This is a genomic window from Streptomyces sp. SLBN-118, assembly GCF_006715635.1.
Taxonomy (GTDB): Bacteria; Actinomycetota; Actinomycetes; order Streptomycetales; family Streptomycetaceae; genus Streptomyces.
Window position 1 is genome coordinate 573,061 of the sequence record NZ_VFNP01000001.1, and the last position, 20,582, is coordinate 593,642.

The 20,582-nt window shown below is 70.0% G+C and carries 18 protein-coding genes and 1 pseudogene; 4 read left to right on the forward strand and 15 right to left on the reverse strand.

Annotated elements, in window-relative coordinates; genetic code table 11:
* The 3 genes from FBY35_RS02715 (at position 1) to FBY35_RS02725 (ending at position 4,035) form a co-directional block, all read left to right on the forward strand.
* Positions 1-3,099 (forward strand): non-ribosomal peptide synthetase, encoded by a 3,099-nt coding sequence (locus FBY35_RS02715; protein ID WP_142212232.1) that lies wholly within the window; start codon positions 1-3, stop codon positions 3,097-3,099.
* The gene (locus FBY35_RS02720; protein ID WP_142212233.1) at positions 3,096-3,779 is read left to right on the forward strand and encodes a formyltransferase family protein; all 684 of its coding nucleotides are present in this window, start codon (positions 3,096-3,098) and stop codon (positions 3,777-3,779) included. The genes FBY35_RS02715 and FBY35_RS02720 overlap by 4 nt, the downstream gene beginning before the upstream one ends.
* A gap of 97 nt (positions 3,780-3,876) precedes the next feature.
* Positions 3,877-4,035: a hypothetical protein gene (locus tag FBY35_RS02725; protein WP_222123096.1), complete on the forward strand. Its 159-nt coding sequence runs from the start codon at positions 3,877-3,879 to the stop codon at positions 4,033-4,035.
* A gap of 86 nt (positions 4,036-4,121) precedes the next feature.
* Here FBY35_RS02725 and FBY35_RS36850 read toward each other — a convergent pair.
* A pseudogene (locus tag FBY35_RS36850) lies at positions 4,122-4,310 on the reverse strand (DUF5990 family protein); the annotation flags it as partial.
* Positions 4,311-4,437: 127 nt separating this feature from the next.
* On the opposite strand from FBY35_RS36850, the gene FBY35_RS02735 reads away from it, so the two are divergent.
* Complete coding sequence (locus FBY35_RS02735) at positions 4,438-6,081, forward strand: GMC oxidoreductase (protein ID WP_142212234.1); 1,644 nt, start codon at positions 4,438-4,440, stop codon at positions 6,079-6,081.
* A gap of 36 nt (positions 6,082-6,117) precedes the next feature.
* Here the strand turns inward: FBY35_RS02735 and FBY35_RS02740 are convergent, their stop codons facing one another.
* The 14 genes from FBY35_RS02740 to FBY35_RS02805 form a co-directional block, all read right to left on the reverse strand.
* On the reverse strand, positions 6,118-6,597 hold the full coding sequence (locus tag FBY35_RS02740) for a carboxymuconolactone decarboxylase family protein (protein ID WP_142212235.1): 480 nt from the start codon (positions 6,595-6,597) through the stop codon (positions 6,118-6,120).
* A complete protein-coding gene (locus tag FBY35_RS02745) occupies positions 6,594-7,673 on the reverse strand; it encodes a dihydrodipicolinate reductase (RefSeq protein WP_142212236.1) in 1,080 nt (359 codons plus the stop codon). The genes FBY35_RS02740 and FBY35_RS02745 overlap by 4 nt, the downstream gene beginning before the upstream one ends.
* Before the next feature lie 134 nt (positions 7,674-7,807).
* On the reverse strand, positions 7,808-8,314 hold the full coding sequence (locus FBY35_RS02750) for a flavin reductase family protein (protein WP_160159208.1): 507 nt from the start codon (positions 8,312-8,314) through the stop codon (positions 7,808-7,810).
* Between the two features lie 5 nt (positions 8,315-8,319).
* Positions 8,320-9,840 carry an MFS transporter gene (locus tag FBY35_RS02755; protein ID WP_260848482.1) on the reverse strand — a complete coding sequence of 507 codons (1,521 nt, stop codon included), beginning with the start codon at positions 9,838-9,840 and terminating at the stop codon, positions 8,320-8,322.
* Between the two features lie 59 nt (positions 9,841-9,899).
* On the reverse strand, positions 9,900-11,450 hold the full coding sequence (locus FBY35_RS02760) for an alpha/beta hydrolase (protein ID WP_142212238.1): 1,551 nt from the start codon (positions 11,448-11,450) through the stop codon (positions 9,900-9,902).
* Between the two features lie 33 nt (positions 11,451-11,483).
* The gene (locus FBY35_RS02765) at positions 11,484-12,281 is read right to left on the reverse strand and encodes a class I SAM-dependent methyltransferase (protein WP_142212239.1); all 798 of its coding nucleotides are present in this window, start codon (positions 12,279-12,281) and stop codon (positions 11,484-11,486) included.
* A gap of 5 nt (positions 12,282-12,286) precedes the next feature.
* Positions 12,287-13,168 carry a hypothetical protein gene (locus tag FBY35_RS02770; RefSeq protein WP_160159209.1) on the reverse strand — a complete coding sequence of 294 codons (882 nt, stop codon included), beginning with the start codon at positions 13,166-13,168 and terminating at the stop codon, positions 12,287-12,289.
* A 67-nt stretch (positions 13,169-13,235) separates the two neighbouring features.
* A complete protein-coding gene (locus tag FBY35_RS02775) occupies positions 13,236-14,405 on the reverse strand; it encodes an acyl-protein synthetase LuxE (protein ID WP_142212241.1) in 1,170 nt (389 codons plus the stop codon).
* Complete coding sequence (locus tag FBY35_RS02780) at positions 14,405-15,484, reverse strand: LLM class flavin-dependent oxidoreductase (RefSeq protein ID WP_142212242.1); 1,080 nt, start codon at positions 15,482-15,484, stop codon at positions 14,405-14,407. Before FBY35_RS02780 ends, FBY35_RS02775 begins: the two co-directional genes overlap by 1 nt.
* Before the next feature lie 77 nt (positions 15,485-15,561).
* The gene (locus tag FBY35_RS02785; protein ID WP_142212243.1) at positions 15,562-17,016 is read right to left on the reverse strand and encodes an aldehyde dehydrogenase family protein; all 1,455 of its coding nucleotides are present in this window, start codon (positions 17,014-17,016) and stop codon (positions 15,562-15,564) included.
* 6 nt (positions 17,017-17,022) lie between these two features.
* On the reverse strand, positions 17,023-17,724 hold the full coding sequence (locus tag FBY35_RS02790) for a PIG-L deacetylase family protein (RefSeq protein WP_142212244.1): 702 nt from the start codon (positions 17,722-17,724) through the stop codon (positions 17,023-17,025).
* Positions 17,721-18,407 carry a WbqC family protein gene (locus FBY35_RS02795; protein ID WP_142212245.1) on the reverse strand — a complete coding sequence of 229 codons (687 nt, stop codon included), beginning with the start codon at positions 18,405-18,407 and terminating at the stop codon, positions 17,721-17,723. Before FBY35_RS02795 ends, FBY35_RS02790 begins: the two co-directional genes overlap by 4 nt.
* Positions 18,404-19,339 (reverse strand): GNAT family N-acetyltransferase, encoded by a 936-nt coding sequence (locus tag FBY35_RS02800; RefSeq protein ID WP_142212246.1) that lies wholly within the window; start codon positions 19,337-19,339, stop codon positions 18,404-18,406. The genes FBY35_RS02795 and FBY35_RS02800 overlap by 4 nt, the downstream gene beginning before the upstream one ends.
* Entirely contained in the window at positions 19,332-20,582 is a 1,251-nt protein-coding gene (locus FBY35_RS02805; protein ID WP_142212247.1) for a DegT/DnrJ/EryC1/StrS family aminotransferase, read from the reverse strand. Before FBY35_RS02805 ends, FBY35_RS02800 begins: the two co-directional genes overlap by 8 nt.

Consider the following 20,582-nt stretch of genomic DNA (forward strand, 5'->3'; position numbering starts at 1 on the left):
ATGACTGCCCAGCACGCCGCCGCGGCCGTAGGCCCCGAGGTCCACCCATCGGGCCGTACTGCTTTCCGCCGGCCCGTGTCGCCGACCGAGTGGTCGTATCTGGCCGCCGCCCGCCTGGGTGAGCTGCTGGTACTTCAGCTGGTGGTCGAGGGCAAAGGGCCGATCGACGCCCTGGACCTGAGCCGCGCCGTGGCACAAGCCTCGGCGGCCTGCCCGGGCTCGCGGCTGGTGCGGCGCGGGAGAATGTGGATCGACAGCGGGTTTCCGGCGCGGGTGGTGGTCGCCGATGGACAAGGCTTCGACCGCAGCACGCTCACCGGCCTGCCGGAACTCACCGGCCCGCTGGCCGAAGCCGAAGGCCGCGCAGGCTGCGAGGTCCTGCTTCTCACCGGCGAGCCGAGCACCGTGGTGTTCCGCGCTTCCCATGCCGTGATGGACCTCAAGGGCACGGCGATGTGGGCCGCCGAGGTCTTCCGGGCACTGCGCGGTGAACCACTGCGCGGCGCCGCCGGCTCCCTGGCCGACTATCACCTGCTGGACACGCTCGGCCGTACGGGGCAACGGCCCCGCCTCGGGCTCGACCAGCGCTCGCCGTTGGCGGGCCGGCCGGGCAGCGGCTCGGTGTGGCGGCGGCGCACGGTCTCGGGCCGGCACGCGGCGCTGGCCGCGAAGGTGGCCGCCGAGGTCGCCGCGACGGTCGGCGGTTCCTCTGCCCGGATCATGGTTCCGGTGGATTTGCGGCGCCACGCCCCCACGGAGTCGTCGACCGCCAACCTGGCGCTGCCGGTGTTCCTCGATGTGCCACAAGGCCAGGACGCGGACGCGGTGCACCGGCGGTTGCTCAACGCGCTGGCCGCGCGGCAGGAACTGGCGGCCGGGGCGGAGGCGGCGCTGGCCCGGCTGCCACTGCCCGTGGCCGCAGGGCTGGTCGGCGCCTCGCGCACCGCCTCCTACGCCCGCCACCGCTATCTGGCGTCGGCCATCGTGTCCAACGCCGGCCGCATGGCGCTCGACAAGTTCAGCACGGAGGAGTTCACGGCAGGGACCGTGTACGCCCTGCCCGTGCACGCACCGCTGGTTCCCGTCAGCATCGCCCTGCTCGAACTGCCCGAGCACACCGAGCTGGTGGTCTCCGCCCGCGGTGCCGAGGACGTCGGCGAGCGCTGCGATGCACTGCTGGACCGGATCGAGACCGCGCTGGCCTCCGCGGTGCCGGTTTCGTGCGCGCCGCCCGTGGCAACGCCTCGGGAGCCCGGTGCGGCCGAGCGGCTCCTGGAACCCGGACCTGACGGGCTGCCGCCGCTGGATGAGACCGTGGTGCAGCTGTTCCGGGCGCAGGCCGCCTGGCGGCCGGACGCACCCGCCGTGATCGGAGACGGACTCCCCTGGTCTTACGGGGATCTGGACCGCCGCTCGGACTCCGTGGCAGCCGTGCTGCTGGCCCGGGGCGTCCAGCGCGGCGAGGTGGTCGGCGTGCTGGCGGACCGTTCGGCGTTCGGCCTGGCCGGGGTCTGGGGTGTCCTCAAGGCGGGCGCCGCGTTCCTGCCGATGGACATGCGCAATCCGGCACAGCGGGTCAAGGAACTGCTGCACGACGCCCAGGTCCGCCTCTGTCTGACGGACGCGGCATCGGCCGACCGTACGGAGGGGGCCGGTTGCACAACGATCCTCCTCGAAGACGTCGCGACCGACGACGCCATGGTGGACGCCGGGGCGGCCGTCGCAGCCGCGGCTCCCGGACCGGACGATCTCGCGTACGTGATCTACACCTCGGGGTCAACCGGCAAGCCCAAGGGTGTGCAGATCGAACACCGGAGCCTCGTCAACGTGGTCGGCTGGATAGCCCCGTTCCTGCGGTGCGACGAGCAGACCCGGGCCGCGTACTCCTTCTCGCCCGGCTTCGACCTCTCGATGATGCAGATCTTCCCGCCGCTGCTGCACGGTGGCGCCGTCGTACCCGTGCCCGGCGAACTCGACCACGTCAAGCTGCGTGAGATGTTCTCGGGGCGGCAGGCCAACACCCTGGCGCTGACCCCGACCCACCTCGATCTCGCCGCACGGCTCGGCCTGCGCCCGGCGGGCATCCGCGCGCTGCACCTCGGCGGCGAGAACCTCACCACGGCCACGAGCCGCTGGGCACGCGAGTGGTTCGGGCCCGACTGTCTGATCGTCAATATCTACGGCCCCACCGAGGCGACGGTGGCCTGCACCGTCGCCGTCGTCGGCGACGACGGCTCACGAACGTCCGCGCCGATCGGGGTACCGGTGCACAGAACCTCCGTGGCCGTGCTCGACGAGCAGCGGCACGAAGTCGCCGACGGCGGGCTGGGCGAATTGTATGTGACGGGTGTTCAGCTGGCCCGCGGCTACCTCGGCCGCCCCGACCTGACCGCCGACCGCTTCGTCTACCTCCCCGACGGGCGGCGCGCCTACCGGACCGGCGACCTGGTGCAACGGCTGCCGGACGGGCAGCTCGAATACGCGGGCCGGATCGATGCACAGGTCAAGATCCGCGGTCACCGGGTCGAGCCGGGCGAGGTAGAGGCGGCGCTCACCGCGATGCCTGACATCGCACAGGCCGCCGTGGTCGCCCGCCGCAGGCACCCCACCGGCCCGCAGGCGCTGTGCGCCTTCGTCGTTGCCGCCGAGGGCTCGGTCGTTCTCGACGAGACTGCCGTACGGGCCGCGTTGGAGCGTTCGCTGCCGTCCCACCTGGTGCCCTCGGTGGTGTGTGCGGTGCCCTCGCTTCCGGAAACGTCCAGCGGCAAGACCGACCGCAACGCGCTGCCGAACCCCTTCGACGAGGCAGCCGCTGAGCCGGAAGGGGTACGTGCTCCCGGACCCGGCACAGCAGAGCTGATTGCCGGGATCTGGTCCCGCATCCTGCACTGCGAGGCCACCCGCCTCGACGCCTCCTCCGACTTCCACGCACTGGGCGGCGACTCTCTCGCCGTACTGGAGATGCTGTCGGCGCTCGGCGACGAACTGCTGGGCCGGTCCGCGGAGCAGCAGTTTCTGGCCCGGCTCGGGTCCCTCAGCGAGAATCTGACGCTCGGTCGAGTCGTCGAGACCGTCGAGGCACTGCGGAGCACGTCGTGATCTTCGTCGGTGAGGGCGCGCTGCTCTGGCGCGCCGTACAGCACACCCTGGACCGCGACCTGGCCGTCGACCTGGTCTGCGGCCCCGCGCCGGCCACTGGGACGACTCGGCCCGACATCCCCTTCCTGGCGGTCGAGGACATCAACGCGGTCGCTGCCGAACTGGGCGACGCCGGCACGGACGGGCTGCTCTGGTCGGTCAACAACCGGATGATCTTCCGCGCTCCGGTCCTCTCCACCGGGCTGCGCATCCTGAACATCCACCACGGCCCGCTGCCTGCCTATCGGGGGATTCCCGAAGTGGCCCTGGTGTACGCGATGCTGCGCGGCGAGCGCGAGTTCGCCGCGACGCTCCACGAGGTCGACGCGGGCATCGACACGGGCCGCACACTGGCCGCCGAGCCCTACCCGATCGGTCCGGACGACCCCTACCACGTGGTGCTGCGCCGCGGATTGCAGGCCTGCCACGACCTCTTTGTACGCTGCCTGCCCCTCGCCGCGACCGACCCCGGCTGGAGGGGCGAACCCACCCGGCCCGCCGAGGCTGCCGGAGGTGGCTACTTCGGCCGCAAGGCACTGGCCCGTCTGCCTGACCACCGCAGCCACCCGGACTTCGGGCGCGCCACCGACCTGGGCTTCCTGGCGGGCTACCTCCCGGAACTCGCCGAAGCGCTTGCCTGAGGCCGGGCTCCGGTCGGAAGGATCGGAAGGAGGCGAGGATCCCTGCGTCACGGCGAGACCCGGCACATCGCCGTCGTTCCCCAACGGCTGCGGAACGGTGTGGCGGGGCAACGACTGCGACCTCGGCGGCGTCGGCGACTACGCCATCAAAATCACGTCCGCGTCGAAGTGTTCCGGCAGGCCCAATGTCGTATACGCCTCGGACACGGTGACCCGGGCGGTCAGCGGCCTGACCAACGTCCCCGTCAGGCCGTGACGGTCGTACCCGGAACTTCAGGCGCCCTGCCGTGGCATGCGGCACGGCCCTGCCCAAGGCCGCCGAAGCCGCGCCGTGGACCTCAGCTTCCCGACCCGGCCTTGCACATAGGGGGCTTTCACATCGGTGCCGGTCGGCGAGGCGGCGGTGGTGCATTCCAGGGTCCAGGTCGCGGAGGCGTCATCGCCGGGCTGCGGGTCGAGGAGTTCGCCGGGGCGGTCGCGGCGTTGCCCGGCGACGTGGATGCAGGGTCGCGGTGCCCAGGGCACTTCCACGGCGCTTTGGTTGCGAGTGGCTCTCGGAGTGCGTGATCGGCCACAAGTTACCTAAAGGTATGTAGTGACTTCATGCACAAGCAGCAGTAGAACGTGTTCCCATTCGTCAAAGAGTGAGGAACATCACATGAGTGAAACTGCCGTGCACAGTAAGGGTTCCAGCGACGTTTCGCGCCGCCGGTTTATCGCTGGAACCAGTTCTCTTCTGGGTGCCGTCGCCCTTGCCGGTCACGCCACCGCAGCCGCGGCGAAGGCCGCCTCCGCAGCCGCCCCGATCGGCACCGGGGACCACGTCCCCGTCCTCGTGATCGGTACCGGATACGGCGGCTCCGTGGCCGCTCTGCGGCTCGCTCAGGCCGGCGTCGACGTGCACATGGTCGAGATGGGAATGTCCTGGGACACCCCGGGTTCCGACGGCAAGATCTTCGCCAACACGACCAAACCCGATAAACGGTCGTACTGGCTGCGCACCAAAACGAAACAGCCCATCAGCAACTTCCTCGGGTTCCCGCTCGACAAGGACATCCCCCGCTACACCGGGATCCTGGATGCCGAGGAGATGGGCGGCATCATCGTCTACCAGGGCCGCGGCGTCGGGGGCGGTTCGCTGGTCAACGGCGGTATGGCGGTGACGCCGAGGCGCGAGAACTTTGGGGCCGTCCTGCCGTCGGTGAACGCCGACGAGATGTACGGCACCTACTTCCCGCGCGCCAACGCCGGGCTCGGGGTCGGCGTCGTCGACCCGGCCTGGTTCGAAACCGCCGAGTGCTACCAGTACGCCCGGGTGGGCCGTAAGCACGCCCAGCGTTCAGGCTTCCCGTTCGTCTTCGTGCCCGACGTGTACGACTGGGACTACATGAAGCAGGAGGCGGCAGGTACCGTCCCCAAGTCGGCGCTGATCGGCGAGATCCTGTACGGCAACAACCACGGCAAGAAGTCGCTGGAGAAGACCTACCTCGCCCAGGCCAGAGCGACCGGCAGAGTCACCATCTCGCCGCTGCACAAGGTCACTTCGGTTGCCCCGACGGCGGGCGGCGGCTACTCGGTGGTCATGGACGAGATCAACACCACCGGAGACACCACCGCCACCAAGACCGTGACCGCGGACCGGGTGTTCTTCGCGGCCGGCAGCGTCGGCACCAGCAAACTGCTGACCAAGCTGAAGGCCACCGGCGCACTGCCGGCCCTGAACAACGAGATCGGCAAGGGCTGGGGCGACAACGGCAACGTCATGTGCGGCCGCGCCAACTACATGTGGGACCCGACCGGCAAGCTCCAGTCGTCCATCCCCTGTTCCGGCATCGACAACTGGGCTGCGGGCGGCGCCTTCGCCGAAATCGCTCCGCTACCGACCGGGATCGAGACCTACGCCTCGTTCTATCTGTCGATCACCAAGAACCCCAACCGCGCCCAGTTCGCCTGGAATGCCGCCACGGGCAAGGTCGGCCTGAACTGGCAGACCGCCTGGAAGCAGCCGTCCATCGACATGGCCAAAACGATCTTCGACAAGATCAACGCCAGGGAAGGGACGATCTACCGGACCGACCTGTTCGGCACCTACAAGATCTGGGGCGACCACCTCACGTACCATCCTCTCGGCGGCGTGGTTCTGAACAGAGCCACCGACAACTACGGCCGCCTCCATGGCCATCCCGGCCTGTACGTCATCGACGGCTCACTGATCCCCGGCAACACCAGCGTCAACCCGTTCGTCACCATCACCGCGCTCGCCGAACGGAACATCGAGACGATCATCGCAACCGACCTCTAACGACGGTCCGGTGAGGGCGAGTTCGCCGCCAACGCGTCAGTTCCCCGGCAGTACGCACACGGCGTCCAGGCCCAGCACATGGTTGAGCCGACCGAACGCCAGCCAGGAGCCGATGCTCATGCTCAGCTCCACGATCTCCCGCTGGCTGTAGTGCGCGGTCATCCGAGTCCAGAACTCGTCGTCGAGGCCGTGGTGATCCAGGGCGTACCGCTCGGCGTACTCCGCGGCCAGCCGGGTGCGGTCGTCGAAGGCGTCGGTGGTGCGCCACTGGGTCACGGCGTCGGCGAACTCCTCCTCGACCTTGTGTCCGTCCCGGTCCGTCCGCCAGTCGAGGCAGAAGAGACACCCGTTGATCTGTGCGATCCGCAGCCGCGCGGCCTCGAACTCGCGCAGTCCCAGGGTCGTGTGCTCGTACACCGCGAGCGAGAAGTTCGCGGCGGCCATCCCTATGCCGGGGACCATCTCGCCCCACACATACCCGATTGGCTCCTGGCCCTCGGGGATCTCGATGTTCATCGTTGTCTCCTTCCGAGCTTGCCGACTGCGGGGCGCAGCGGGACGTCGAGCGCGTCGTAGAGGCCGGGTTCCGCGTCCACGAGCCAGTCGATGGCGCTCACCAGCCGTCCGACCGCGGTGGCGTTCCCGCCCGCGGACCGGTTCTCGCCCTCGTCGGTCGCCTCGACCGTCACCTCGATGCGCGGGCGGCCCTCGATGATCACCCGGTGTGCCCCGGCGCCGTCCGGCGGTGTCGGCCAGTCCGGTGCGCAGGAGGGGTGGATGCGGGTGACGTGCTCGATGACGATGCGGGGTTCGCCCCCGACGATGCCCTGCACCTCGAACCGCACCGCGCCCTGGGTGCCCGCCTCGAACTCCCCCATCGTCCTGGTGCTCACCGTGGCGTCGAGCGGGCGCCGGGCCATGGTCTCGCGGATCTCGTCGAGTTCGACGCCGAGGGCCCGGGCCATCAGGCGTATCTGCCCGCCCCACACCATGGTCGGGATGCACGGCGCGAGCATCAGCGGCTCGTAGTCCATGGGCCGCCCCATCCCGACCAGGTCCCGGACCGACTCTTCCTGTTCGTACGTGGAGTAGTCGAAGATCTCCTGACAGCGGATGACGTCCACGGTGGAGCCGAGCCCGCTGATCAGCAAGGGCAGGACATCGTTGCCCCAGCCGGGGTCGACGCCGGAGACGAACAGCGAGCCTCCGCCCTCTGCGACGGCGGCCAGCACCGGTTCCCTGAGCTCAGGCGGAGCGTTGCGCTGGTCGTAGAGCCCATACAGCGCCGGGGTGACAACCACGGCTCCGGCCCGGATCGCGCTGATGATGTCCGCGTGGGCCTCGTCGGGACGGATGTCGCCGGACGCCGCGTACACCACCGCGCAGGGACCGGCGGCCAGTACCGCGTCGATGTCGTCAGTGCACGCGACCCCTAACTCCTCGGTGAGTCCGGCGAGTTGGCCCGCGTCGCGGCCGACCTTGTCGGGGTTGTGGACGAGTACGGCGGCGAGTTTCAGCGAAGGGTGGGCCACGACGGCACGGATCGCCGCACGACCGACATTGCCGGTACCCCAGACAACCGTGGAAATCATGCGCGGAGGGTAGCGAGGGGGCGTATCAGTTCATAGTGCCGTGACGGGAAAAGATGGCAGCCGCGGTCCGGGCACCCCCTGAGGGCCATACGCGCGCTCGTTGTGACAGCCGATCGTGTCGGGCAGGGACCCCGCTAGTCGACGCTCGCCTGGGTCAGGGCGACGGAGGCGACCGGCTGCAGTGCCCCGTGGAGATGGACGAGGCTGTCCCCGCCCGCCCCGACCTCCGCGTAGTCCACCGCGCCGACGACCAAGTGGTGGTCGCCCAGTCTGATCTGGTCGTAGCGGGAGCAGACCAGCCAGGACAGGCAGCCCTCGACGAGGGGGACGCCGTGGGGGCCGGTGTGCCAGCGGGTGGGTGGGGCGAAGCGGTCGGTGCCCGGGGTGGCGAACCGCTGGGCCAGGTCCAGCTGGTCGCCGGCCAGGATCTGGATCCCGAACCACTGGCTGTCCTTGATCCGCCGCCAGGTGGAGGAGGTGTCGGCCAGGGCGAAGGAGACGAGCGCGGGTTCCGTGCTGATCGAGGTCAGCGAGGTGATGGTCACTCCCGCGGGGCCCGCGGAGTCTGCTGCGGTGAGGACCGCGATTCCCGAGGCGTACGGCCGCAGTGCCGTGCGCAGGGCCGCCCCTTGGATGGTCACGGGTGTCACTCCCCCACCTGTTGCGCGTCGATACGTACGGGCCGCAGGGCGATCGCCGCAGCGGCGGCGACGACCAGCAGGATCGCCGACCCGGTGAGCACCGCGATCTGCAACCCGTCGGTGAACGCCTCGATGCTGCCCTGCTTGAGCGCCGCGCCTGCCGGGTCCGGCAGGGACTTGGCGACCTCCATCGCCGCCTGGAGCGTGCCGCGGGTGGCCTCGTCCGCCGTGGCCGGAAGGCCGGGAGGGATGACGTCCTCGACCTCGCGCCGGTACACCGTCAGCGCGATGCTGCCGAGCATCGCGATGCCGATGGCGCCGCCGAACTCGTTGCTGGTCTCCGACAGCGCCGACGCCGACCCCGCGCGCTCCGGCGGGGCGCTCGCGACCACGACGTCGGTGGCCAGCAGCACGACCATGCCCACGCCGGAGGTCATGATGCTGCTGCCGACGACGATGAGGGCCAGCCCGCTGTCCGCGGTCACCAGGCTCATCACCGCGAAGCCCGCAGCGGCGACCGTGAGTCCGGTGCAGACAATGAACGCGGGCCGGACCCGCTTGGCCAGGACGCCCGCCAGCGTGAGCCCGAGGAACAGCGTGGCGATGGCGGGCAGTTGCCACATCGAGGCGACGAACGGCCGCAGGCCCAGCACGGACAGTGCGTACTGCGAGCTGAGCATCATCATGCCGAGCATCGCGAACTGCACCACCGTGGTGGTGACGATGGCGGTGCTGAACGCGCGGTCGCGGAAGAGCTTGGTGTCGATGAGCGGGTCGCGCGAGCGGCGCTGCCGCCGGATGAACAGCGCGCCGACGGCGAGTCCGGCGACGACCGCCGCAATCGACTTCCAGTCGTGGTGTCCCTCGGCGAACCTCTTGGCCCCGTAGACGACCGGCAGCACCGCCGCCAGCGAGAGGGCCGCGCTGAACAGGTCGAACCGTTCCGGGCTGGGGCTGCGGAACTCCGGCAGCAGGATCGGGCCGAGCACGATCACCAGGATCATGACCGGCACATTGATGAGGAACACCGAGCCCCACCAGAATCGCTCCAGCAGCACGCCCGCCGTGATCGGGCCGAGCATCGCGCCCGCGGCGAAGCCCGCGGTCCACAATCCGATCGCCGTGCGGCGCTGCCCCTCGTCGTGGAACATGTTGCGGATCAGCGACAGCGTCGAGGGCGCCAACGTCGCGCCCGCGACCCCCAGCAGTGCCCGGCTGGCGATGAGCAGCCCGGGACTGCTGGAGTAGGCGGCGAGGACGGATGCGACGCCGAAGCCCGCCGCGCCGAACAGCAGCAGCTTGCGCCGCCCGATCCGGTCCCCCAGCGCTCCCATGGTGATCAGCAGGCCCGCCAGCAGGAATCCGTAGATGTCCATCACCCACAGCACCTCGGTGGTGCTGGGGGTGAGATCGGCCGAGACGAAGGGCACCGCGTAGAACAGCACGCTGATGTCCATCGCCACAAGGACGCAGCACAGCACGATCACGACCAGGCCGAGCCACTCCTCGTACGTGGCTTTGCCCACGGTGCCTTGACCGGCAGCGGCCTCGGCGTCTTGGGCGGAGGGAGCGCCGGGGGTCCCGGTCACCGAAGTCCGCCGCTGGTGATCGCCTTGGCGACTGCGGCCGACTTCGAGGTCGCGCAGGTCGTGCCCGCCGCGGGCGTCTTTCCGGTCACCAGGTACTGGGCCTCGTGGCCGCGCGCGCAGGCGGAGTTGAGGATGCCGGTGTGCCCGTCGCCCTCGACGGTGAGCAGCCGGCTGCCCTCGATCTTCGCCGCGAGGCGCTGCGCCCATGGGTACGGAGTCGCCGCGTCGTAGCGGGTGTTGACCAGCAGCACGGGCGGTGCGCCGTGGACCTCCAGCGGGGCGGGCTGGTTGGCGGCGGGCACCGGCCAGCCCAGGCAGCCGCTCGTCCAGTCCCAGAACTCCGAGTAGCGCCAGGTGTGCGGGGCCGCCGAGCGCAGGCGGGCGGACTGCACGGCCATGTCGACGAATCCGCGGGTGTTCGGCGCGAAGTCGTGGCAGCCCACGGTCCGGTACGCCTTGTACTCCGGCTGCAGGAACGACGCGGGGGTGACCAGGCCCGTGGCGTCGGCGTCCCCGGCCAGGCCCGCGGCGGCCGCGAGCGCACCCGACAGGAGCGGCCAGGCCGACGGCTGGGTCAGGAACGTGTACGCGCCGTTGGCGAGTTCCTCGGCGTTGGCCTTGCGTCCGAGGTTCGACGCCGGGATGCCCGAGGTCCGCGCCGCGGTCATGACGCTGTCGTACGTGGCGATCACGTCGGCGCCGCGCAGGGCGCACTGCTCATCGGTCTTGCACCAGTCGGCGAAGCGCCGCAGTGCCTTCTCCGTGGCCCGGGCCTCGTCGAGCGCGGCCGTGCGGGTTTGCAGGCTGTGGTCGACGACTCCGTCGAGCACCATCGTCCGCACCCGGTCCGGGTGGCGCTGGGCGTAGAGCGAGCCGATCTCGGTGCCGTAGGACAGGCCCAGCCAGGAGATCTTCTGTGCGCCGAGTGCCTTGCGCAGGGCTTCGACGTCGGAGACGACACTGGCAGTGTCGACGTGGTCGATCAGCGGTCCCGTCGCCTCGCGACAGGCCTGCCCCGCTGCCTTGTTGAACTGCTTGAGTTGCTCGAAGGCGGCCCGGCTGCGCGGGAACGTACTGACCGCGGAGTCGTGCAGCGGCTTGGGGCAGGCGATCGGCGTGCTCTGGCCGACACCGCGCGGGTCGAACCCGATCAGGTCGAACCGCTGGCGCAGCGGCGCGAATTCGGGCGCGACGGCGAGCAGGTCGCTGTAGGCCACCGCCCCCATGCCGGAGCCGCCGGGGCCGCCCGGGTTGAACAGCAGCGGACCGATCTTGTTGTCCTGATCCAGCGCGGGCAGCTTCGACAGAGCCAGGGTGATCTTCTTCCCGTCCGGCTTCGTCCAGTCCAGCGGCACCTCCATCTGCGCACACTGGGCGCCGGGCACCGAGCCCTCACCGCAGTCGGCCCAGCCGATCTCCGCCGTCGATTCGGCACTCGCCTCGTGGGCATCGGCCAGAGTGGGCACGACCACCGCGAGGGCCAGAGTGCTGCCCGCGGCGATCAGCCCCAGGACGCGGCGGGACCACCGCGCACGATGTTCCGACATGTCACATTCCTTAAGAGTGTTGGTTGGGGCCCGTCACGGAGTCCGTGCGACCACCGCGATGAGGGAGCTGCCGGCAGGCGCGGGCAGCCGGCGGGTGAGCCAGTGATCGATGCGGCTCAGCCCGTACATCAGCCGGTTGACCGGCTGCGCGGGCGCCTTCACGAAGTGGCTGTGCTCCGAGGCGTCCGCCTTGAAGAGCATCCTGCGCAGGAACAGCGGCACCACTGTCCACGCGTAGTAGTAGCGCAGCTCCAGCACCCTCAGGCCGGCGCCCTCCAGCGCCGCCCGCAAGGAGGTGCGGGTGTAGCGCCGGAAGTGGCCGCTGAGTTCGTCGAACTCGCTCCACAGCGCCATGAGCGCGGGGACCGTGATCACGCCCCGGCCGTCGGGGCCGAGCAGGGACGCCACCCGGCGCAGCGCCGCGTCCTGGTCGTCGATGTGCTCGAGCACATCGAGCATCAGCACCAGGTCGTGGTCGTCGCCGCGCGGCCGCCCCTGCACGAAGTCCGCGACCTCGATGCGGTCGCGTACCGGCGAATCGGGGGCCACGAGTACCCGGTCCGGCTCGATCCCCTCGACGTCGCCGAAGGGTTCGAGCCGCCGCCAGATGAACCCGTCGCCGCAGCCGACGTCGAGGACCTTCGCCCGGCGGCCGGCCCACCGGCCGTGTTTGCCGACGTAGTGCAGCACCTGGTGCTCCCGGGCCCGCCACCACCAGTGCGTGCGGTAGATCTCGCCGTAGACGCCGCTGTACGTGGCGTTCATCAGGGTCGAGTCCCCCGGGTCGGCCGCCGTCTCGCCCTGGCCGTGAGTTGCCGGTTCCACGCTCATCGCACCTACTCCGTGGGTTCTGCCCGGCCGCCCTCGCGGGTGGCCACATGGTGGCGTTCGAGCTCGCGCTCCGAGCCGCGCAGCGCGACGATCTCCTCGAAGCTCGGCATGACCGGGTCGTCGTCTCCGCCGATCAGGCTGCGGGTCACGTCCATCAGCAGTTGCTTGAGCGCCACCGGGTTGCGCAGCAGCGCGTGCCCGGACACCGCGACCTCGATGACATTGCTCTGGTCGATGTCGGCGGCCCCGAACGCGGTGCGTACGTCGGCGATGTCCACCCAGTCGTCGTCGGCGGCGACGAAGTTGCGCACCGGGATGGTGAGCTGGGACAGCGCATCGACGGTGGCCGACATTTCCCACCAGTTGACGACCCGGGTCTCGCTGACGATCGGCCGCGGGTCCACGGAGTGCTTGTCGATGTGCACCCGGGCGGGCAGGTCGTCCAGCTCCCAGTCCAGGTAGTCGACGTCGAGCACCTTGAGCAGGGTCTGCCGGCCGTTGACGACGCCCAGCATCAGAGCGATGTTGTCGGCGCACTTGTTGGCGGCCGCGAACTGCAGTACCGGCAGCGCGGAGAGGCTGGTGGCGACCATCGAGACGGTCTCCACACCCTCGCGCTTGCGCACGTTGTCGACCACCGCCGTGAGGGCCTGCATCAGCTCGGTGACGGAATAGTCGACGATCTCGCCGTCGCTGATCCCGACGTGGTCGAGCGCGTCGAACCGGTAGACCGTTGCGCCGTTGTAGACCAGCATCAGCGCGAGCACCCCGGAGCTGCGCATCCGCTGGCCGAATCCCGGCGCCATGACGACGATCGGCCCGGTGCCGGCATTGTCCGACGGGCTGTCGCGCCATACGGCCACGGTCCGGCCGTTGTTCGTAGTCACGTCGAAACACTCTGTCGACATGGCTCCCCCTCCTGTGTGATCTGTTGCTTGTCTGTCCTGTTGCCCGTCAGTCGGTCCGCACCGTCTCGGCGAGGCGCAGGGCACAGCCGTGGTGGCTGGAGGTGCGCATCCTGCGGTCGATGTGAACCGTGGTGCCGGCCCGCCCGCACGGGCAGTTGTCGGTCTCGGCGGATCCGAAGTCCTCCGCCAGCAGGAAGCACGGGTAGCTGCGCGCCGTCGGGTCCAGGTACGACATCAGGCCGACCTGCCCGGCCGAAACCGGGGTCAGGTCGCGTGGGTCGCGCACGATCACCTCGACCCACGGCGGCACATGCTTGCGGTGGTGCTCGCACTCGATGAACGCCGTGTTCAGCTCGACCTGGTTGAACACGTCGCGTACCTGCTGTTCCGATGCCAGGCCGAAGGTGTCCATGGCGAGTGACCGCAGCCGGTCCGGGTCGAGTTTGGTGGACTCGTTCTTCTTCCAGCCGCCGCCGGTGATCACCGCCATCCGGTCGCCCGCGGACAGCTTGATGCTGTTGTCCGACATGTGGCGCAGCAGTTCCGCCGTGAAGACCGGCGGACCGGCCACGCACACGAACTTCCCGTCGGCCAGCGCGCTTTCCAGGTCGCGTACGACGTCGCGCAGGCGCAGCACACCGTCGGCGACATAGGAGCGAGTGGAGGCGAACATCTCGACGAGCGTCATGATGTAGCTGATCCACACGCCGTCCGCCTCGCGACGGTTCGGCCCGAGGTGGATCATCTGGCCGTCGTCGTCGAGGTCGATGTCGCCGTAGAGGGTGCGCCAGATGTCGCCCTCGGGACGCAGTGAGCCGGCCAGCCGCTCCAGCGACGGTTCGTCTCGCCAGACCATGCTCTGCGTGCCGCTGGTACCGCTGGACTTGAACACGTCGCAGTCCGCCGCGGGGACGCTGCGTACCTCGACGCGCTTGAACATCCGGGTCGGGAACTGAGGCACCCGCTCCAGGCTCCCGGGGGCGCCGAGGTCGGCGAGCGTGGACCCGCTCGACTCGGCGAAGGCCCGGTAGTCCGCGTTGTGCTCCAGGTGGTGCGCCACCGCCGCGGTGATGAACCGGTGCCGCAGCGCGGCCTGGTCGGCGCTCGGCATCGCCCACCAGTCGTCGTCCTCGAAGATCAACCGGTCGAGTTCGGCGAACTCGGTGCCGGTGAGCGCGATGGACGACCGCGGCCCGGCGTCGATGTGCGTCGTCATCACGAGACCGCGCTCGGCTTCCAGCCGATACGGGGAAGGACTTCCTCGGCGAACATGTTCATGTTCTCCAGGATCCGGTCGCGGTTGAGGGTGGCCTCGACGCCGAGCTGGAAGTTGCGCACGCCGGTGACCTCCATGGTCCGGCCGAGGCGGTCCACGCACTCCTCGACGCTGCCGACGATGCTGTTTTCCAGCATGTAGTTGGTGAAGTCGGCGTTGGTGCGGTCACCGCGCAGCGCCGCTGCCTGCCATTCGCCGTACTGGAACCGGTAGTTCGGGAGCTTCTGCAGCTGCTCCATGGTGAACGCGGCGTCGTCGTGCTCCTGCTCCCACCAGCACATGTGCTTCCAGATCTCGTCATGCGCCTTCTGGGTGGTCTCGGCGACATGGGCGACGGTGCACAGGGCGTGCGGCACGGTGGTCGGGTCGATGCCGTGGCTCTCGGCGGTCTCGTTGTAGAGGTCGATGATCGAGCGCATCGCCTCGTACGCGCCGATGGCCGGCATGATCAGCGGAATGCCGCGCGAGGCCGCCCACTCGATCGTCGACGGCGACTGGCCCACGCCGTACAGCGGCGGGGTCGGCTTGGTGTACTGGGTGGGGAACGGCGTCACGTCGGGCAGCGTTATCTCCTGGCCCTCCCACTTGGCGCTGCCGGTCTCCCAGATGCTGCGGATGATGTCGACGTACTCGGTCTGCAGGATGTGGGACTTGGCCGGGTCCACGCCGAAGGCCTCGAAGTCCTTCGGGAAGTACCCGCGGCCCACACCGAGGATGAACCGGCCGTGGCTGAGCTGGTCGAGCATGTTGGTCTGCTCGGCGATGCGGATCGGGTGGTCGAGCGGCAGGATGACCACCGCGGTGCCGACCTTGATCTGCTTGGTCTGTCCCAGCACATAGCCCGCCATGGTCAGCGTGTTCGGGCACAGGCCGTAGCGGGTGAAGTGGTGCTCGAGCAGCCAGGCCGACTGGTAGCCGATCTTGTCGGCCTCGACGGCGAAGTCCATCGAGTAGTCGAAGACCTCGGTCTCCGACCAGTGGTCGGGGTGGGCCGTCGTCAGCATCACGCCTACGTCCATCAGAATTCTCCTCTGTGTTATTCGTCTTGGGTTATTCGGTCGGGAAACTTCGGGCGTCGGGCGCTTGCCGCGGCCCCTCACATGAGCAGGTCGCGCAGGCGGCGGTGCTCCAGGAACTCGGACTGGTCGATCGGCACGACCATTCCCTTGCCGTAGTTGAGCCGCGGGGCCTCCACCGAGACCATCCGGGTCATCATCTGCAGCGGCTGGAGGCCGTCGTGGGAGCCGCCGAGCCGGAAGAACGGCGACAGTCCCGCCTCGACGAACCGGCACGCGCCGCGCCGGGCCAGCTCGTGCCGCAGCTGTTCGTGCAGGGACCACGGCGCCAGGCCGATGGTCTGCACCGTCGGGTCGACCCACTTCGACACCTCGGCCAGGTCGGCGACCGGGTGCACGAACACCGTCCGGGCGCTGGGGAGTTCAGTGACGGTGGCCGGGTCGGTGATCAGGATCGATCCCCAGGAGCCGGTACGGACGCGCTGCCCGAGGAACTGCTGCGCGGCGACCTCCATGGACGCCTGCGCGGCCTCGTCGGCGGTGACCGAGGTACGCGGCAGCATGTCCTCGTAGCGCACCAGCTCGGCCTGCAGCCGGTCGGCGAACTCCTCGGGGTCGGCGTCGGTGAACACCTGGTGGGTGGAGAAGCAGGCACGCTGCTCGTACATCGACGCGTCGTGCGCGATGCCGCGGGTCGCCCGTGCCATGTCCGCGTCCTTGCCGACGACGGTGAAGCTGCGCCGCGGGCCGTAGGGCACCACGATCGCCTCGGACGAGCAGTTCCGGTAGGCAACCTGCACCGCCTCGGCACCGCCCCAGGCGCAGATCACGTCGGCGCTGCCGAGGATCTCCTTGCCCAGGTCGCTGTCGCGCTCCCAGAACACCGCGCTCACCGACCTGGTCACCGGGTGATTGGGGTCGATGTCGGTGAAGCTCTGAGCGAGTACGACGGCGGTGGCCGGCTCGCCCGCGGCGTACTTGAGCACCGAGGTGTTCTTGGTCAGCAGCGCGCGGATCAGCGAGACCGTGGTCGAGTACGGGACATTGCCCGGCAGGATGTGCACGCTGCGGCCGCGCGGATAGGCGCGCACCTCGGCGTCCTCGCGGGGGATCCAGCGGTCCATGATCTGCCGGTGGCCGAGCTCGACGGCCACCATGTCGTGCAGCTGTGCGTGGGCGCGCAGCGTCGCCGAGATCAGGTCGGCCTCGGCGTCGGCCATCTGCTGGGAGTAGCCGTGCATCCGCTTCAGCTCACGGACGTAGAGCCTGCGGCGCGCGTACTCCTCGTTGTTCCACAGGTGCCCGATCCGGTTGAGGTAGGCAACAATCTCCTGCAGCGGGGTCTCGGCGAGGTCGGTCGGCGGGTTGTGCAGCCGATCGACGAGCGCCCGGGTCAGCCGCGGGACCGCGGCCCTGGCGCCGTTGGGGAACTCCAGTACGCGGGGGTCGTTGTCGGGCTCGACGCGCTCCCCCCACACCATGAACGGATGGGTCTTCACCTTCGTTGGCGCCGGCAGCACCACGTGACCGGTCACGAGCGGTCACACCTCCTTCGACTGGCTGATGTGTGTGTCCCAGGTCCCGCGCAGCACGCTGAACGCCTCCGCCGCGGCGGTGTTCGCGTGCGCGCCGAACAGTTCGGCCTGCAGGCCGATGGCTTTGAGCGAGCGCGGGTGCGGAAAGTCCCGCAGTTCCGACGCGTAGCAGCGCATGGCGTCGAGCTTGTTCGCCAGCGTGTCGGTGATGTCGCTGTAGAGAGCGGGCACGAACGGTTCGCGGCCTGCGTAACCCGCGTCGGTGGCCGACAGGGTGGAGAAGCCGAGCAGCCAGCGCACCGGGCTCGCGTGCGGCCGGCACGCGATCATGCAGGCACGGGTGGTCAGTTCGTGGTCGATGTTGAGGTCGCCGCTGTGGTGGGTGTAGACGGTGTGCGGGGCGAGCCGTTCGACGACGGCGCCGATCTGCTGGGCCAGGATGAGCAGGGGGTAGGTGTCGAGCTGGTTGTCGGCGAGGTCGAGCCGGTGCACGCCGGTGCTCCCCAGGACCGCGCAGGACGCTGCCGTCTCCTGTGCCGACAGTGCCGCGCTGGCCTCGGGATCGGGGTCGTCGGCCCGCGACGTCTTGCCCTCGGCGAGGATCAGTACGTGTACCTCGTCGCCGGCCTTGGCGTGCTTGGCCAGCGTGCCGCCGGGGCCGATCACCTCGTCGTCGGGATGCGCGACGACGGCGAGCACGGTGCTCATGACGGGGTCCCCCTGACGATGTCGGCGCTCTCCGGCCCGCAGTGCATCAACAGGTCGAGTACGGACAGGTGCGACTGGAAGCCGTCGCGCCCCTGCGGGTACTCCGGGTGCGCGTAGTGGAAGTACTCGATCCGGATGGCGTCCAGGCCCGTGGTGTCCAGGTAGTTCGTCGCCTGCGGCCCCGCGATGAACGCGTCGGCGCCGTACTTCCGGCACAGCAGCGGGATGATGGTCTGGCGGTCGAACTCGGGCAGTTGCAGCGTCGAGATCCGGTGCACCGGGCAGTCGATCTTGAGCTGTTCGAGGCAGTAGTCGATGAACGGCAGGCACACCTCGTTGAGCGTGGCGAACTCGGTGGCGTAGTAGGTCTCCAGGAACTCGGCGTGCAGCCTGAAGTAGGGCGCCCGCCGGTAGGCCATCTGAATGGCCTTCCAGTGCCTGCGCCGCCAGCCGTCGTCGACCAGCCGCACCTCGTCGATCGGCCGCTCGGCCCGCAGGTCCTCGTGCGAGAGCGGAATGGTCAGGAGCTGTTCGCCGCCGGGACCGCCGATCTTGTTGCGGTTGAGCATGTTCCGCCGGCCGATCCGGCTGCGGTCGTGCAGCACGAACAGGTCGGAGGCGGCGATCTTGGCGAAGTAGCCCAGCCACGGCAGGTAGGCGGGCTGGTGCGCGCTGATGATCATCGCGCCTCCCCGTACGGCCAGTGGACGAGACGGGTCGCCGCGGCCAGCGCGCCCCAGCCCGCCTTGAACTTCTCCTGCCCGTCGCCGGCCGCCGCGCCGAGGTCGACCGTGCCGATACCGCGGTCGGCCAGTGCTGTCAGGGCGGACCAGAAGGCCAGATGGCCGGCGTTGGCCTTGCGCCCGTGCTCTGAGGTCAGCTGCATGAGGTGGTACGCCCCCGCCGCACCCACCGCGAACACCGACGCGGCAAGGACCGCGTCGCCGTTGGCGACGACGGTGGTGACTGTCTGGTCGCCGTCGAGGAGGAAGGCAATGTCCGATGCGTTGTAGGCGGATCCGACGCCGTTGCGTCCCAGGGTCTGCCGGTGCAGCCTGAGCAGGTCGTCCCCGTGCGCGGGCAGCGCGACCGATGCCACGAGGCCGAGCGCGCCCGCCCTCCGGACGGCTGTGCGGGAGCTGCCCTTGGCTGCCTTCCACACCGCGTCCGCGCCCTCGGTGAGGTCGAGGAGGAAGGTGTTCCTGCCGGGCCGCGCGGGCCAGTGCCCCAACTGCCGTTCCAGGCCGGACGAAGCGGCGGCCGGAGGGAGCAGAGTGGACAGTTCCGTCAGAGCGTGGTCACGGCACACGACCTCGGCAAGCTCGGCGAAGCCGGGCAGCTCTCCCTGCCAGTCGGCGGACACGGCCACCGATCCGTAGCCGTAGCAGCCGATCTGCGCCCGCCGGCCGGATACGCACAGCGGCAACAACAGCTCACCCGAGTGCCCCCACCGCACCGCTGTCGGCACGAAGCGCAGGTCCGGCGAGTCCGCAAGACCGAGCGTGAGCCAGCACCGCCGCGCGAAGGGCAGTTCGGCACGCGCGGCTGCCAGCCGGGCGTCCCATGCGGACTCCGACAGCACCGACGCGGCAGTGCGCTCACGGAGATCAGTCACGACCCGCCTCCTGTTCCCGCACCGAACGGTCGGCCGCGACCATCGCCTCCACCAGGAACTGCGCCGTGAGTCGCGGCTGCGGCTGCTTGGCCACGGTCAGCACTCGCGGCCACAGCGCATCGGCTCCGGCCATCGATCCCGCTGCGAAGGCGGCGTACGGAGCCAGCCTGTGCAGGGGGTAGTAGTTCCACGTGCTCGGGACGCCGCCCTCGGCCAGCGCCCGCGCGAAGAGAAATCGCTGCCCGGGACGCCGGAACACCAGCTCGATTCCCGGCCCCAAATCGGGGTCGGCGGCCACCGGCTGACAGGTGGTCAGCTCGCCGACGACAGCGGAGCGGACACGCTCATGGGTGAGCGCGGCCTCGTCCGCGACGGAGGATGCGGTCCGTAGCAGAGCAGCAGCCGACGCGACCTCCCAGCGGGACGCCTCGCCCTGGGTGACCTGACCCGCCTCGGTGGGCAGGTGGTCGGCCTTGGTGTTCGACCAGCCGGGTGTGCGCGACTGCGCGCGCTGGACCGCGGCCCGTACGAAGCCCGGTGCGTGCGCCACGATCCGCTCAGCCACGGCCCGCCGCAGCGGAGCCAGTTCACCGCGCCGCCGCGGCCCGGCGGCACCGGCGACCGGCGCCGAGGAGAGAGACACCGAGGTGAGCAGAGCGCCGCCGCCGACTCCGCCCAGTGGCTTGCCCTCGCCGAAACTGAGCACGATCGGACAGGCAGCCTCCCGGAACCGGCGCAGCACCCTGGGCGCGACGCTCGCCTGCGCCAGGTCGAGCACCACTGTGCCTCCGCGCTCATGGATCTGCGCCGCGTGTGCCCTCCACTCGTCCAGGCCGAGTGCGTTGGTCAGCACCACCGCACGACCGTCGAGGTCCACCGAGGTGAACGCGGCACCCTGGACGTGGTCGAGGTCGACCAGCACCGGTCGCGCGCCCGCCGCGAGTACGGCGTCCGCCACGGCGGGGCAGTTGAAGGTGGACAGCACGACCTCGGCAGCACCGGTCTGCCGCACCGCGAGTTCGAGCGCGGCGCGCCCGGTCGAGGTGAGGACACACCGGTTCCGTCCCGCATGCTCGCGCAGCCGGGCGGCGAGGCCCGTCCGCGCGTGCCGCGGCCGGGCCGCCGCGCGCGCAGTCGCGGCGACGCGGCCCGCCGTCATGCGGGACGGGTGGAGGTAGCCGACCGGGCGGCGCGGCACGGGCGCGTACCACAGGTCGGACATCTCTGCCTGGTCATGGATCAC